This window comes from Streptomyces sp. JNUCC 63, assembly GCF_054366325.1.
On the sequence record NZ_CM135963.1, the window covers coordinates 6,477,134 to 6,491,841 of the forward strand.

Sequence of the window (14,708 nt, forward strand, 5' to 3'; positions counted from 1 at the left end):
GTCAGGACTTCGTCACCGTCGCCTTGTTGATCATCACGGTCGCGTTCGGGGCGGTGTTGCCCGTCTCCGGATCGGTGGGCTCGGCGCCGGCGTCCGCGATCTTCTTCAGCACCTTCATACCCGATGCGGAGACGGTGCCGAACGGGGTGTAGCTGGGCGGAAGAGGACTGTCCTGGTACACCAGGAAGAACTGGCTTCCACCGGTGTGCGGTTGCGACCTGTTCGCCATCGCCACCGTGCCCGCCGGGTAGACGTTGCCCTTCAGGCTTTCGTCCTTGAGGTTCTCGTCGGGAATCGTGTACCCGGGACCGCCCCGGCCCGTACCCTCCGGGTCGCCGCACTGCAGGACGTAGATGCCCTCCTCGGTGAGCCGGTGGCACTTGGTGTGGTCGAAGAAGCCCTTTCCGGCCAAAAAGTCGAAGGAGTTCACGGTGTGCGGCGCCGCGGAGGCCTTCAGCGCCAGGTCTATCTCGCCGCACGTGGTGTCGAGCTTCATCGTGTACTTCGCCGACTTGTCGATCGCCATCGCCGGTTCCTTGTCCCAGCTCAGCTTCTTCACCGAGCCCGCGGCCGGCTTCGCGCACGGATCCGGGGCCTTGCTGGTGGCCGAGGCGCTGGGGGTGACCTCGGCGCTCGCGTTGGCCTTGTCGTCCTTGCCGTTCTTCAGGACCCCGGTCGTGTACAGGGCGACACTGCCGATCAGGACCACGCCGAGCACCGACGCGATCACGGAGGTGCGCACACGCGCCTTGCGCCGCGCGGCGGAACGCCGCTGCTGCTGCCGCAAGAACTTCTCCCGGGCGAGTTGACGTCGCCGCTGCTCCTGGCTGACCACCGGGTTCTCTCCTCAAGCGTCTCGTGTGTCGACCGGTACGCGTGCGTCCGCCGAACCGGCCGTCCGCGTGTGACCCGTACCGTATATGGGTTCGCTGAGGATCCGGCAGCGCCGGTAGGCTCTGACAACAGCTGTAGCCACCCGTATCGACACAACGAAGGACGATCGTGCTCATTGCCGGGTTCCCCGCCGGGGCCTGGGGGACGAACTGCTACCTCGTCGCCCCCGCCGCCGGTGAGGAGTGCGTGATCATCGACCCCGGCCACCAGGCCGCCCAAGGCGTCGAGGAAGCGGTCAGGAAGCATCGGCTCAAGCCCGTCGCCGTCGTCCTCACCCACGGCCACATCGACCACGTGGCCTCGGTCGTCCCGGTCTGCGGCGCGCACGACGTACCGGCGTGGATCCACCCGGCCGACCGGTACATGATGAGCGACCCCGGGAAGGCGCTCGGCCGTTCCATCGGGATGCCGCTGATGGGCGAACTGACCGTGGGGGAGCCGGACGACGTCAAGGAGCTGGCCGACGGCTCCGAGCTGACCCTGGCCGGCCTGGAGTTCTCCGTCGCGCACGCGCCCGGCCATACCAAGGGGTCGGTGACGTTCCGGATGCCCGGGACCGCGGACGTTCCGCAGGTGTTCTTCTCCGGGGATCTGCTCTTCGCCGGCTCCATCGGACGCACCGACCTGCCCGGCGGTGACATGGCCGAGATGCTCGACTCGCTGGCCCGCGTGTGCCTGCCGCTCGACGACTCGACCGTGGTGCTGTCCGGCCACGGCCCCCAGACGACCATCGGCCGGGAGCGCGCCACCAACCCCTATCTGCGGCAGGTGGCGGCCGGCCCGGGAGCGGACGCGGACACCGCTCCCCGACGAGGAATGTGACGAGAGGCTTCGTGAGCACCTTCAAGGCCCCCAAGGGCACGTACGACCTGATCCCGCCGGATTCCGCCAAGTACCTGGCGGTCCGCGAGGCGATCGCCGCCCCGCTGCGCAACTCCGGCTACGGCTACATCGAGACGCCCGGCTTCGAGAACGTGGAGCTCTTCGCGCGCGGGGTCGGCGAGTCCACCGACATCGTGACCAAGGAGATGTACGCCTTCGAGACCAAGGGCGGAGACAAGCTGGCCCTCCGCCCCGAGGGCACCGCCTCCGTGCTGCGCGCCGCCCTGGAGGCCAACCTCCACAAGGCGGGCAACCTGCCGGTCAAGCTCTGGTACTCCGGCTCCTACTACCGCTACGAGCGCCCCCAGAAGGGCCGCTACCGCCACTTCTCCCAGGTCGGCGCGGAGGCCATCGGCGCCGAGGACCCGGCGCTGGACGCCGAGCTGATCATCCTCGCCGACCAGGCGTACCGCTCGCTGGGCCTGAGCGACTTCCGCATCCTGCTCAACAGCCTCGGCGACAAGGAGTGCCGCCCGGTCTACCGCGCCGCCCTGCAGGACTTCCTGCGCGGCCTGGACCTGGACGACGACACCCGCCGCCGCGTCGACATCAACCCCCTGCGCGTCCTCGACGACAAGCGGGAGACGGTCCAGAAGCAGCTGACGGGCGCCCCGCTGCTGCGCGACTACCTGTGCGACGCCTGCAAGGCGTACCACGAGGAGGTACGGACCCTGCTGACGGCCCAGGGCGTCTCCTTCGAGGACGACCCCAAGCTGGTCCGCGGCCTGGACTACTACACGCGCACGACGTTCGAGTTCGTGCACGACGGCCTGGGCTCCCAGTCCGCGGTGGGCGGCGGCGGCCGCTACGACGGCCTCTCCGAGATGATCGGCGGCCCCGCCCTGCCCTCGGTCGGCTGGGCCCTGGGTGTGGACCGCACCGTCCTGGCCCTGGAGGCGGAGGGCATCGAACTCCAACTCCCCTCCACGACCAGCGTCTTCGCGGTCCCCCTCGGCGAGGAGGCCCGCCGCATCCTCTTCGCGAAGGTCACCGAGCTGCGCAAGGTGGGCATCGCGGCCGACTTCTCGTACGGCGGCAAGGGCCTGAAGGCGGCGATGAAGGCGGCCAACCGCTCGGGCGCACGCTACGCCCTCGTGCTGGGCGAACGGGACCTCGCCGAGGGCGTCGTCCAGCTCAAGGACATGGAGTCCGGCGAGCAGACGGCGATCGGCGTCAACGAGATCGTGGCGGAGCTGGAGTCACGGCTCGGCTGAGAGACGGTGAGCACGGTGAGCCGGGCGGTCCATGCCGCCCGGCTCGCCCGTTGTCCGGAACCGAACGTCCGGGAACGACCCCGCGTACCTTCTTGCGTCCACCTCACGGTGGGCACACGTGTGTGTGCGGCACAATGGCCGTGCCCGAAGAAGATCCGACTCACAAGTGACGGAATCGGCGTGATGAGCAAGACGACAGTCAAAGACGTGTCCGCGGAATCCGAGCCGGAACGCGCGGTGCCCACGCCGCGCACGGTGGGCGGCAGCCGCGCCTTCGCCCTGCTGCTGGTGATCACGGGCGCGGCCGGTCTGCTCGCCGCGTGGATCATCACGATCGACAAGCAGAAGATCCTCGAAGGCAAGCTCAGCGGCAAGACCTTCACCCCCAGCTGCAGCCTCAACCCGATCGTGTCGTGCGGCAGCGTCATGGAGAGCAAGCAGGCCGCCGTCTTCGGATTCCCGAACCCGCTGCTCGGCCTGGTCTGCTACGGCATCGTCATCTGCGTCGGCATGAGCCTGCTGGCCCGCGCCACCTTCCCGCGCTGGTACTGGCTGACCTTCAACTTCGGCACGCTCTTCGGCGTCTGCTTCGTCACCTGGCTGATGTTCCAGTCGCTGTACCGGATCAACGCGCTGTGCCTGTGGTGCTCGCTGGCCTGGGCCGCCACGATCGTCATGTTCTGGTACGTGACCTCCTTCAACGTCCGCAACGACTTCCTGCCCGCGCCGCGCCCGGTCAAGAACTTCCTCGCCGAGTTCACGTGGGTGCTGCCGGTCACGCACTGCGGTGTGATCGTCATGCTGATCCTGACCCGCTGGGGCGGCAACCTCTGGGCCTGATCTCCTCGGGCGCACGGCCCTGACAGGGTTGTCAGTGGCGTGCCATAGGGTTTCAGCGTGGAGCCCGACCTGTTCACCGCCGCAGCAGAAGAACGCCAGGAGAAGGACCCGGCCGCGAGTCCCCTGGCGGTCCGGATGCGCCCGCGCACCCTCGACGAGGTGGTGGGCCAGCAGCACCTGCTCAAGCCGGGCTCGCCGCTGCGCCGGCTGGTCGGCGAGGGCTCGGGCGGCCCGGCGGGACCCTCGTCGGTGATCCTGTGGGGCCCGCCCGGCACCGGCAAGACCACCCTGGCGTACGTCGTCTCCAAGGCCACCAACAAGCGCTTCGTGGAGCTGTCGGCGATCACCGCGGGCGTCAAGGAGGTCCGCGCGGTCATCGACGGCGCCCGCCGGGCCTCCGGCGGCTACGGTCAGGAGACCGTGCTCTTCCTCGACGAGATCCACCGCTTCAGCAAGGCCCAGCAGGACTCCCTGCTCCCGGCGGTGGAGAACCGCTGGGTGACGCTGATCGCGGCCACCACGGAGAACCCGTACTTCTCCGTGATCTCCCCGCTGCTGTCCCGCTCGCTGCTGCTCACCCTCGAACCCCTCACCGACGACGACGTCCGCGGCCTGCTCCGCCGTGCCCTCACCGACGAGCGCGGCCTGAGGGGCACCGTCGCCCTCCCCGAGGACACCGAGAACCACCTGCTGCGCATCGCCGGCGGCGACGCCCGCCGCGCCCTGACCGCCCTGGAGGCCGCCGCCGGGGCCGCCCTCGACAAGGGCGAGAGCGAGATCGGCCTGACGACGCTGGAGGAGACCGTCGACCGGGCCGCGGTGAAGTACGACCGCGACGGCGACCAGCACTACGACGTCGCCAGCGCCCTGATCAAGTCCATCCGAGGCTCCGACGTCGACGCCGCCCTGCACTACCTGGCCCGGATGATCGAGGCCGGCGAGGACCCCCGGTTCATCGCCCGCCGCCTGATGATCTCCGCCAGCGAGGACATCGGCCTCGCCGACCCGAACGCGCTGCCCACAGCCGTCGCCGCCGCCCAGGCCGTCGCCATGATCGGCTTCCCCGAGGCGGCCCTCACCCTCAGCCACGCCACCATCGCCCTGGCCCTCGCCCCCAAGTCCAACTCGGCGACCACGGCGATCGGCGCCGCGTTGGACGACGTACGCAAGGGACTGGCCGGACCCGTCCCGCTCCACCTGCGGGACGGGCACTACAAGGGCGCGGCCGAGCTCGGCCACGCGCAGGGGTACGTCTACCCGCACGACCTGCCCGAGGGCATCGCCGCCCAGCAGTACGCGCCGGACGCCCTGAAGAACCGCGAGTACTACACCCCGGGCCGGCACGGCGCCGAGGCGCGGTACGCGGACGCGGTGGAGTGGACCCGCAAGCACCTCGGTCGAAAGCGGTCGTAGGGCCCGACGCGAGGTGTCGGACGGGCCCCGGCAGCCTGTAGACTCTCCCGAAGCGCTGAGTCCCGTGTCCGGCACCTCGCAAGAGGGAACGGCACCACCAGAGCGGGACATCCAGCCGGAACCCCACCGCCCCAGGGCAGCGGGGATCCAGGAGCGTCGCGCACCGGCGAACGGTGTCGCGGGCAGCCCACCACCACCCGCACATCCCGGGACCGGTCGGTGGGCCACTCGCGTGCTGCACGTATGTGCCCAGACCAGGGGAACGGCTGCCCACCAGGTCCGACAGGACCCGGCGGGATTCCCCGGCTGCGGATGCGACCTCCCCTAACCCTGGTGAAGCCGTATTCACACAGAAACACGAGGTGTTCGGTTCCATGGCGAACCAGTCCCGCCCCAAGGTCAAGAAGTCGCGTGCCCTCGGTATCGCGCTGACCCCGAAGGCCGTCAAGTACTTCGAGGCCCGCCCCTACCCGCCGGGTGAGCACGGCCGCGGCCGCAAGCAGAACTCGGACTACAAGGTCCGTCTGCTGGAGAAGCAGCGCCTGCGCGCTCAGTACGACATCTCCGAGCGCCAGCTGGTGCGCGCCTACGAGCGTGCCGCCAAGACCACGATGAAGACCGGTGACGCGCTCCTCATCGAGCTCGAGCGCCGCCTCGACGCGCTGGTCCTGCGTTCGGGCATCGCCCGCACGATCTACCAGGCCCGCCAGATGGTCGTCCACGGCCACATCCAGGTCAACGGCCAGAAGGTCGACAAGCCGTCCTTCCGCGTGCGTCCGGACGACGTCATCCAGGTCCGCGACCGCAGCAAGGACAAGACGCTCTTCCAGATCGCCCGCGAGGGTGGCTTCGCCGCCGACGGCGAGACCCCGCGCTACCTGCAGGTGAACCTCAAGGCCCTGGCGTTCCGCCTGGACCGCGAGCCGAACCGCAAGGAGATCCCGGTGATCTGCGACGAGCAGCTCGTCGTCGAGTACTACGCCCGCTGACGCAGGTCGGCCGCAGTACTTCAGCCCGCCGTCTCCCCACTCCTTCCGGGTGGGCGAGGCGGCGGGCTCGCTTATGCCCCCCGCGGCACCCGCGCCCCAGCGCCCCCACCGGACACGGAGCCCGATTTCGCAGCGCGCGGGCGGGAATCCGGTACGGAGCGCCACCCTTGGCGCGATAGGCTCGGTGCACGACTTTTTCGATGTTCTCGACGTTCAGGCACGTATCAGGGAGCGGGTGCGCACAGTGTCCGGTGGTGAGGTGGCCGGGATCCTGGTGGCCGTCTTCTGGGCGATCCTGGTCTCCTTCCTCGCCGTCGCACTGGTGAGACTGGCCCAGACGCTCAAGGCGACCACCAAGCTCGTGGCGGACGTGACCGACCAGGCCGTTCCGCTGCTGGCCGACGCCTCCCAGGCGGTACGCTCCGCGCAGACCCAGATCGACCGTGTCGACGCGATCGCCTCCGACGTCCAGGAGGTCACCTCGAACGCCTCCGCTCTGTCCACCACCGTCGCCTCCACCTTCGGCGGCCCGCTGGTCAAGGTCGCCGCCTTCGGTTACGGCGTGCGCCGGGCCCTGGGGGGCCGCAAGGAGGACGTGCCCGTCAAGACGTCGAGGCGTACCGTGATCGTGGGCCGCACCGTCCCGGCCGCGCGGCGGGGGAAGCGGAACAACCGGGAGAAGTAAGGACTAGCGATGTTCCGCCGTACGTTCTGGTTCACCACAGGTGTCGCCGCCGGCGTGTGGGCCACCACCAAGGTCAACCGCAAGCTGAGGCAGCTGACCCCCGAGAGCCTCGCCGCGACCGCGGCGAACAAGGCGCTCGAGGCCGGTCATCGGCTCAAGGACCGTGCGGTCGGCTTCGCGCTCGACGTCCGCGACAACATGGCCCAGCGGGAGACCGAACTCGGCGAGGCGCTCGGCATCAACGCCCCCGTCGACCCCGAACTCCCCACCCCTCGGCGGTACGCCGCCATCGAGAACCACAACAGCCCGAAGTACGCCGGGAACCCCACGGACCCGACGTACTCGTACAACCGGAATGAGGACCACTGATGGAGTCGGCTGAGATCCGCCGCCGCTGGCTGAGCTTCTTCGAGGAGCGCGGGCACACCGTCGTCCCTTCGGCGTCGCTCATCGCGGACGACCCGACTCTGCTCCTCGTCCCGGCCGGCATGGTGCCCTTCAAGCCCTACTTCCTGGGCGAGGTCAAGCCGCCCTATCCGCGCGCCACCAGCGTGCAGAAGTGCGTGCGCACGCCCGACATCGAAGAGGTCGGCAAGACCACCCGGCACGGCACGTTCTTCCAGATGTGCGGCAACTTCTCCTTCGGCGACTACTTCAAGGAAGGCGCCATCAAGCTCGCCTGGGAGCTGCTCACCATCCCCCAGGACAAAGGCGGTTACGGCCTGGAGCCGGAGAAGCTCTGGATCACCGTCTACCGGGACGACGACGAGGCCGAGCGGATCTGGCACGAGGTCGTCGGCGTGCCCAAGGAGCGCATCCAGCGCCTGGGCATGAAGGACAACTTCTGGTCCATGGGCGTACCCGGCCCGTGCGGCCCCTGCTCCGAGATCAACTACGACCGCGGCCCCGAGTTCGGCGCCGAGGGCGGCCCCGCCGTCAACGACGAGCGGTACGTGGAGATCTGGAACCTCGTCTTCATGCAGTACGAGCGCGGCGAGGGCACCGGCAAGGACAACTTCGAGATCCGCGGCGACCTGCCGAGCAAGAACATCGACACCGGTCTCGGCCTGGAGCGGCTCGCCATGATTCTGCAGGGCGTGCAGAACATGTACGAGATCGACACCTCCATGGCCGTCATCAACAAGGCCACCGAACTCACCGGTGTCGCCTACGGCGACGCCCACGACTCGGACGTGTCCCTGCGCGTGGTCACCGACCACATGCGCACCGCCACCATGCTCATCGGCGACGGCGTCACCCCCGGCAACGAGGGCCGCGGCTACGTGCTGCGCCGCATCATGCGCCGCGCCATCCGCAACATGCGTCTGCTGGGCGCCACCGGCCCGGTCGCCGAGGACCTGATCGACGTCGTCATCGGCATGATGGGGCAGCAGTACCCGGAGCTGGTCACCGACCGCGAGCGCATCGAGAAGGTCGCCCTCGCCGAGGAGGCCCGCTTCCTCAAGACCCTCAACGCCGGTACGAACGTGCTGGACAGCGCCGTCGCCGAGACCAAGGCCGCCGGCTCCGGCGTGCTGCCCGGCGACAAGGCCTTCCTGCTCCACGACACCTGGGGCTTCCCCATCGACCTCACCCTGGAGATGGCCGCCGAGCAGGGCCTCACCGTGGACGAGGAGGGCTTCCGCCGCCTGATGAGGGAGCAGCGGGAGCGCGCCAAGGCCGACGCCCAGGCCAAGAAGACCGGCCACGCCGACCTCGGCGCCTACCGTGAGATCGCCGACACCGCCGGCGAGACCGACTTCGTCGGCTACACCGACACCGAGGGCGAGTCCACGATCGTCGGCATCCTCGTCGACGGTGTCTCCTCCCCGGCCGCCACCGAGGGCGACGAGGTCGAGGTCGTCCTGGACCGCACCCCGTTCTACGCCGAGGGCGGCGGCCAGATCGGCGACACCGGCCGGATCAGGGTCGACTCCGGTGCCGTCATCGAGGTCCGCGACTGCCAGAAGCCGGTCCCGGGCGTCTACGTCCACAAGGGCGTCGTCCAGGTCGGTGAGGTCACCGTGGGCGCCAAGGCCCACGCCTCCATCGACGCCCACCGCCGCAAGGCCATCGCCCGTGCCCACTCCGCCACGCACCTGACCCACCAGGCGCTGCGCGACGCCCTCGGCCCGACGGCCGCCCAGGCCGGCTCCGAGAACCAGCCCGGCCGCTTCCGTTTCGACTTCGGCTCGCCGTCCGCCGTACCGACGGCCGTGATGACCGACGTCGAGCAGAAGATCAACGAGGTGCTCGCCCGCGATCTCGACGTGCGCGCCGACGTCATGGGCATCGACGAGGCCAAGAAGCAGGGCGCCATCGCCGAGTTCGGCGAGAAGTACGGCGAGCGCGTGCGCGTGGTGACCATCGGCGACTTCTCCAAGGAGCTGTGCGGCGGCACGCACGTGCACAACACCGCCCAGCTGGGCCTGGTGAAGCTGCTCGGCGAGTCGTCGATCGGCTCGGGCGTGCGCCGTATCGAGGCCCTGGTCGGCGTGGACGCCTACAGCTTCCTCGCCCGCGAGCACACGGTCGTCGCCCAGCTCCAGGAGCTGATCAAGGGCCGCCCGGAGGAGCTGCCGGAGAAGGTCTCCGCGATGCTCGGCAAGCTGAAGGACGCCGAGAAGGAGATCGAGAAGTTCCGCGCCGAGAAGGTGCTGCAGGCCGCCGCCGGTCTCGCCGAGTCCGCCAAGGACGTGCGCGGCGTCGCCCTTGTCACCGGCCGGGTCCCGGACGGCACCACGCCGGACGACCTGCGCAAGCTGGTCCTCGACGTGCGCGGCCGCATCCAGGGCGGCCGGGCCGCCGTGGTCGCCCTGTTCACGGTGAACAGCGGCAAGCCGCTGACGGTCATCGCCACCAACGAGGCCGCCCGTGAGCGGGGCCTCAAGGCCGGTGACCTCGTCCGCGCCGCCGCCAAGACCCTCGGCGGCGGCGGTGGAGGCAAGCCGGACGTCGCCCAGGGCGGCGGCCAGAACCCGGCCGCCGTCGGCGAGGCCGTGGACGCCGTGGAACGCCTCGTGGCGGAAACGGCGAAGTGATGAGGAGAGGCCGCCGGCTCGCGATCGACGTCGGGGACGCCCGTATCGGGGTCGCCTCCTGCGACCCCGACGGGATCCTCGCCACCCCGGTGGAGACGGTCCCCGGCCGGGACGTCCCGGCGGCGCACCGCCGGCTCCGGCAGATCGTCGAGGAGTACGAGCCGATCGAGGTCGTCGTCGGGCTCCCTCGCTCCCTCAAGGGGGGCGAGGGCCCGGCCGCGGTCAAGGTCCGCGCCTTCGCCGGGGAGCTGGCCAAGGGCATCGCCCCGGTGCCGGTCCGGCTGGTGGACGAGCGGATGACCACGGTGACGGCCAGTCAGGGCCTGCGGGCTTCCGGGGTGAAGTCCAGGAAGGGACGCTCCGTGATCGACCAGGCCGCCGCTGTCATCATCCTGCAGCAGGCCCTGGAATCCGAACGAGTGTCAGGTAAAGCACCCGGCGAGGGCGTCGAAGTGGTCATCTGATCGCGGTACGGTAACGTTCCGCGCGATGCGCCGGTGTTCGAACAGCCGGCGCACAGCAAGAGGCGGAACGGACGCCGAGCCACCGAGCCGCGTAACCGCCGCCTCGCGGCTCTAGGGGATCGATGACTGAGTATGGCCGGGGCCAAGGCCCCGAACCGTGGCATCCGGACGACCCGTTGTACGGGGACGGCGGATGGGGAGGACAGCAGGCCCACGCGGGCCCGCAGTCCCCCTACGGCGGTCGGCCACAGCACCATCCGCAGCAGCCGCAGCAGCAGTACGGCGAGTGGGGTCACGAACAGCAGGCCGGCTACGGCGGGCAGCACCAGCAGTACGGCGAGCAGGGCCACCCGCAGTCCCCGCAGTACGGCGAGCAAGGGCACCAGCAGGGGCACCACCAGCACGACCAGCAGTACACGGGCCACTTCCAGGACCAGCAGCAGTACCACCAGGGCGGCTGGGACGGCACCGGCGGTCAGCAGCCGCCGGCGTACCCCGCCGACCCGACCGACCCGTACGGCCAGCAGGCCGCGGCCTACGGCGCCGAGCAGCCCGACTTCTACGGCACCCCCGACGCCTACCCGCCGCCCCAGCCGCCGAGCCGCCGGCGCGCCGAACCGGAGCCGCGGCCCGACTGGGACCCGGAGCCCGAACCCGGCCAGGACCAGCACCCCTTCTTCGCGGGCGGCGACGGGGACGAAGACGCCGATGCCGACGACCCGAAGAACGAGGGCCGGGGGCGCGGCGACCGCAAGGGACGTGGCGGCAAGGGCAAGGACAAGGGCAAGAAGCGCCGCAGCGGCTGCGCCTGCCTGGTCGTGGTCATGGTGTTCGGCGGCGGTGCGGTCGGTGTCACGTACTACGGCTATCAGTTCTACCAAAATCGTTTCGGCGCGGCGCCGGATTACGCGGGCGACGGGAACGGCGAGCAGGTCACGGTCGTCATCCCCAAGGGGGCCGGTGGCTATGCGATCGGGCAGGAGCTGAAGAAGGCGGGCGTCGTCGCGAGCGTGGGCGCGTTCGTCTCCGCGCAGGACGCGAACCCCAACGGCAAGCAGATCCAAGACGGCGTCTACACGCTGAAGAAGCACATGTCGGCCGCGAGCGCGGTCCGGTTGATGCTCAGCCCCGAGAGCCGCAGCAATCTGATCATCGCCGAGGGCAAGCGCAACGCCGATATCTACAAGCTCATCGACATGCGCCTGGACGTGGACGAGGGCACCACTGCCAAGGTCGCCAAGAGCGAGTGGAAGAGCCTCGGTCTGCCCGCGTGGGCGATGAACCACAAGAACGTCAAGGACCCCCTGGAGGGCTTCCTCTATCCGTCCAGCTATTCGGTCGCCAAGGGGCAGGAGCCCAAGGACGTTCTGAAACAGATGGTGGCGCGAGCCGGCGCGCAGTACGCGGGCATGGGCCTCGAGAAGGAGGCCAAGCGCCTCGGGCTCGACGGCCCGTGGGAACTCCTCACCGTGGCGAGCGTCGTTCAGGTCGAAGGCAAGTACCAGCACGACTTCACGAAGATCGCCCGTGTCGTCTACAACCGCCTCAAGCCGGACAACGTCGAGACGGTCGGCCGACTGGAGATGGACTCCACCGTCAACTACCTCAAGGGCCAGAGCACCTTGGACATAGGCCAGGTGAAGAACCTGCGGGGGATCGACGATCCGTACAATACGTACAACGTAAAGGGACTTCCGCCGGGGCCCATCAGCAACCCCGGCAAGGAGGCCATCGAGGCCGCGATGAAACCGACCCCGGGCCCCTGGTACTACTTCGTGTCCATCAACGAGGACAAGACGGTGTTCTCGGTGACCAACGAAGAGCACAACAAGAACGTGGAAAAGTACATGAGGGAACGGGAAAACTCGGGGCAATGAGCACAGCCAAACGCGCCGCGGTCCTCGGTTCGCCCATCGCCCACTCGCTCTCCCCGGTGCTGCACCGGGCGGCGTACGAGGAACTGGGGCTCACGCACTGGTCGTACGACCGGTTCGAGGTCGACGAGGCGGGCCTGCCCGGGTTCTTCGAGGACCTGGGACGGGAGTGGGCGGGGCTGTCCCTGACCATGCCGCTGAAGCGGGCGGTCATCCCGCTGCTCGACGCGATCAGCGACACGGCCGCCTCCATCGAGGCGGTGAACACGGTGGTGTTCACCGAGGACGGCCGCCGGCTGGGGGACAACACCGACGTGCCCGGCATGGTCGCCGCGCTGCGCGAGCACGGTATCGAGCAGGTCGGCTCGGCGGCCATCCTCGGGGCCGGCGCCACCGCCTCCTCCGCGCTGGCCGCGCTCGCCCGCGTCTGCACCGGCGAGGTCGTCGCCTACGTCCGCAGCGAGGCCCGCGCCGCCGAGATGCGGCAGTGGGGCGAGCGGCTGGACGTCGAGATCCGTACGGCCGACTGGGCCGATGCGGCCGAGGCCCTGAGGGCCCCGCTGGTGATCGCCACCACCCCGGCCGGCACCACGGACGCGCTGGCCGGCGCCGTACCCGAGCGGCCCGCCACCCTCTTCGACGTGCTCTACGAGCCCTGGCCCACCGCCCTCGCGGCCCGCTGGTCCATGGCCGGCGGCGCCGTCGTCAGCGGCCTCGACCTGCTGGTGCACCAGGCGGTCCTGCAGGTGGAACAGATGACGGGCTGCTCACCGGCCCCGCTCGACACCATGCGCAAGGCGGGGGAGCGCGCCCTCGCGGCCCGTTAGCGGCGCAAGCGCCGCTCCGCTTCCGGTGGGCGGAAGTCCGGGCTTGCCGGGGGTGCCGGGCGGCCGTTCGAATGTGACGCGTGCTGCCCAAACTCACGCCCCAGGCGAACCAGTTCGGCCGTGACGTATCCGGCTTCCTGCCCGGCACCGACGAGGTGATCGGCGCAGACCAGCTGCCCGCGGGGCACGACGCGATCTGGCGCCGTGCCGAGCCGTACCTCAAGATCCGGGACAACGACGCGCACACGATCTACGCCTACGGCATCGCGCGGGCACTGGTGGACCTGCACCCCGAGGCCGACCCCGAGATCGTCCTCCCGGCGATCCTGCTGCACGACACCGGCTGGTCCACGGTCCCGGAGGCCGAGATCCTCGACGCGATCGGACCCGGCAGCCACCGTCCCGATCTCGTGCTCCGGCACGAGAAGGAGGGCGCCCGGATCGCCTGCGAGGTGCTCGGTGCCCTCGGTCACGATCCGGCCCGTACGGAGCGGATCGTGCGGATCATCGACGGCCACGACTCACGGCGGGTCTCGCTCGGTCTCGACGACTCCCTGGTGAAGGACGCCGACAAGCTGTGGCGGCTCACCCCGCACGGGCTCGACACCGTCATGGACTGGTTCGGGCTGACCCGCGAGCAGGCACACCGCCTGGTCGCGAGCCGGGTGCATGATCAGCTCTTCACCGACGCCGCGCGTACCATGGCCCGCATCCTGGCGGCGATCGCCTGGGTGGACGCGAGTCCCCAGCGGGTGGCGCTGGGCTGAAAGTACGAGGTGGCCACGTGACCCGACGCAGCCCCGGCCGCACGGTCACCTCCAAGATCATGGCGCTGCTGGCCGCCTTCGAGCGCGGGCCGGCGGCCCAGTCGCTGAGCCAGCTCGCCGACCACGCCGACCTGCCGCTGCCCACCGCGCACCGGCTGGTCGGCGAACTCGTCGAATGGGGAGCCCTGGACCGCGACGAACTCGGCCGGTACGTGGTCGGGCTGCGGCTGTGGGAAGTGGCCCAGAACGCCGGGCGGCAGCTGCGCGACGCGGCCCGCCCCTACCTGCAGGACCTCTTCTCGCTCACCCAGGAGACCGCCCACCTGGCGATCCGGGACGGCCACGAGGCGCTCTACATCGACCGGATCTACAGCTCCAAGCGGGTGCCGCGGGCCTCGCGGGTGGGCGGCCGGCTGCCGCTGCACGCCACCGCCGTGGGCAAGGTGCTGCTCGCGTTCGAGGAACCCTGGGTGCGCGAGACCTACCTCTCGCGGGACCTGGAGGCGCCCACGCCGCACACCCACGTTCACAAGACCCGCCTGGTCGGGGAGCTGACCACGATCCGGCAGCAGGGGTACGCCACCACCGCCGAGGAGGTCCGGCCCGGCTCCTGTTCGATCGCGGTGCCGGTGATGCTGAACGGGGAGCGCGCCGGTGCCGCCGTCGGACTCGTGCTGCTTTCCAGCCAGGCCGGGCAGATGACCCGATACCTTCCGGCACTGCGCGGAATCGCCCGGCAGATCGAGCCTGCGCTGCGCAGATGGCCCCCGGCCCAGACGCGCGCTTCCGTCTGACGGAAGCATTCGATTGTGACCGGC

At 70.0% G+C, this 14,708-nt stretch carries 14 protein-coding genes; 13 read left to right on the forward strand and 1 reads right to left on the reverse strand.

What is annotated here, in order from left to right:
• Nucleotide 1: 1 nt before the first annotated feature.
• Nucleotides 2-835 carry a peptidylprolyl isomerase gene (locus tag ACX25U_RS29870; RefSeq protein ID WP_454384571.1) on the reverse strand — a complete coding sequence of 278 codons (834 nt, stop codon included), beginning with the start codon at nt 833-835 and terminating at the stop codon, nt 2-4.
• 167 nt (nt 836-1,002) lie between these two features.
• Here ACX25U_RS29870 and ACX25U_RS29875 point away from each other — a divergent pair, with 167 nt between their 5' ends.
• The 13 genes from ACX25U_RS29875 (at nt 1,003) to ACX25U_RS29935 (ending at nt 14,684) form a co-directional block, all read left to right on the forward strand.
• Complete coding sequence (locus ACX25U_RS29875; protein WP_454384572.1) at nt 1,003-1,716, forward strand: MBL fold metallo-hydrolase; 714 nt, start codon at nt 1,003-1,005, stop codon at nt 1,714-1,716.
• A gap of 11 nt (nt 1,717-1,727) precedes the next feature.
• On the forward strand, nt 1,728-2,990 hold the full coding sequence (hisS, locus tag ACX25U_RS29880) for a histidine--tRNA ligase (protein WP_454384574.1): 1,263 nt from the start codon (nt 1,728-1,730) through the stop codon (nt 2,988-2,990).
• Between the two features lie 183 nt (nt 2,991-3,173).
• The gene (locus tag ACX25U_RS29885) at nt 3,174-3,830 is read left to right on the forward strand and encodes a vitamin K epoxide reductase family protein (RefSeq protein ID WP_454384575.1); all 657 of its coding nucleotides are present in this window, start codon (nt 3,174-3,176) and stop codon (nt 3,828-3,830) included.
• A gap of 57 nt (nt 3,831-3,887) precedes the next feature.
• The gene (locus tag ACX25U_RS29890; protein WP_454384577.1) at nt 3,888-5,243 is read left to right on the forward strand and encodes a replication-associated recombination protein A; all 1,356 of its coding nucleotides are present in this window, start codon (nt 3,888-3,890) and stop codon (nt 5,241-5,243) included.
• 374 nt (nt 5,244-5,617) lie between these two features.
• Nucleotides 5,618-6,232, forward strand: a complete 615-nt coding sequence (gene rpsD, locus ACX25U_RS29895) for a 30S ribosomal protein S4 (RefSeq protein ID WP_454384579.1) — start codon at nt 5,618-5,620, stop codon at nt 6,230-6,232.
• A gap of 235 nt (nt 6,233-6,467) precedes the next feature.
• Nucleotides 6,468-6,917 (forward strand): DUF948 domain-containing protein, encoded by a 450-nt coding sequence (locus ACX25U_RS29900; protein WP_198668261.1) that lies wholly within the window; start codon nt 6,468-6,470, stop codon nt 6,915-6,917.
• Nucleotides 6,918-6,926: 9 nt separating this feature from the next.
• Entirely contained in the window at nt 6,927-7,286 is a 360-nt protein-coding gene (locus ACX25U_RS29905; protein WP_454384580.1) for a hypothetical protein, read from the forward strand.
• Nucleotides 7,286-9,958 (forward strand): alanine--tRNA ligase, encoded by a 2,673-nt coding sequence (gene alaS, locus ACX25U_RS29910; RefSeq protein ID WP_454384582.1) that lies wholly within the window; start codon nt 7,286-7,288, stop codon nt 9,956-9,958. The genes ACX25U_RS29905 and alaS overlap by 1 nt, the downstream gene beginning before the upstream one ends.
• On the forward strand, nt 9,958-10,422 hold the full coding sequence (gene ruvX / locus ACX25U_RS29915) for a Holliday junction resolvase RuvX (protein ID WP_454384583.1): 465 nt from the start codon (nt 9,958-9,960) through the stop codon (nt 10,420-10,422). Before alaS ends, ruvX begins: the two co-directional genes overlap by 1 nt.
• A 122-nt stretch (nt 10,423-10,544) precedes the next feature.
• On the forward strand, nt 10,545-12,299 hold the full coding sequence (mltG, locus tag ACX25U_RS29920) for an endolytic transglycosylase MltG (protein ID WP_454384585.1): 1,755 nt from the start codon (nt 10,545-10,547) through the stop codon (nt 12,297-12,299).
• Complete coding sequence (locus ACX25U_RS29925; protein WP_454384587.1) at nt 12,296-13,123, forward strand: shikimate dehydrogenase; 828 nt, start codon at nt 12,296-12,298, stop codon at nt 13,121-13,123. Before mltG ends, ACX25U_RS29925 begins: the two co-directional genes overlap by 4 nt.
• An 80-nt stretch (nt 13,124-13,203) precedes the next feature.
• On the forward strand, nt 13,204-13,890 hold the full coding sequence (locus ACX25U_RS29930) for an HD domain-containing protein (protein ID WP_454384588.1): 687 nt from the start codon (nt 13,204-13,206) through the stop codon (nt 13,888-13,890).
• 17 nt (nt 13,891-13,907) lie between these two features.
• Nucleotides 13,908-14,684 carry an IclR family transcriptional regulator gene (locus tag ACX25U_RS29935; protein WP_454384590.1) on the forward strand — a complete coding sequence of 259 codons (777 nt, stop codon included), beginning with the start codon at nt 13,908-13,910 and terminating at the stop codon, nt 14,682-14,684.
• Nucleotides 14,685-14,708: the final 24 nt, after the last annotated feature.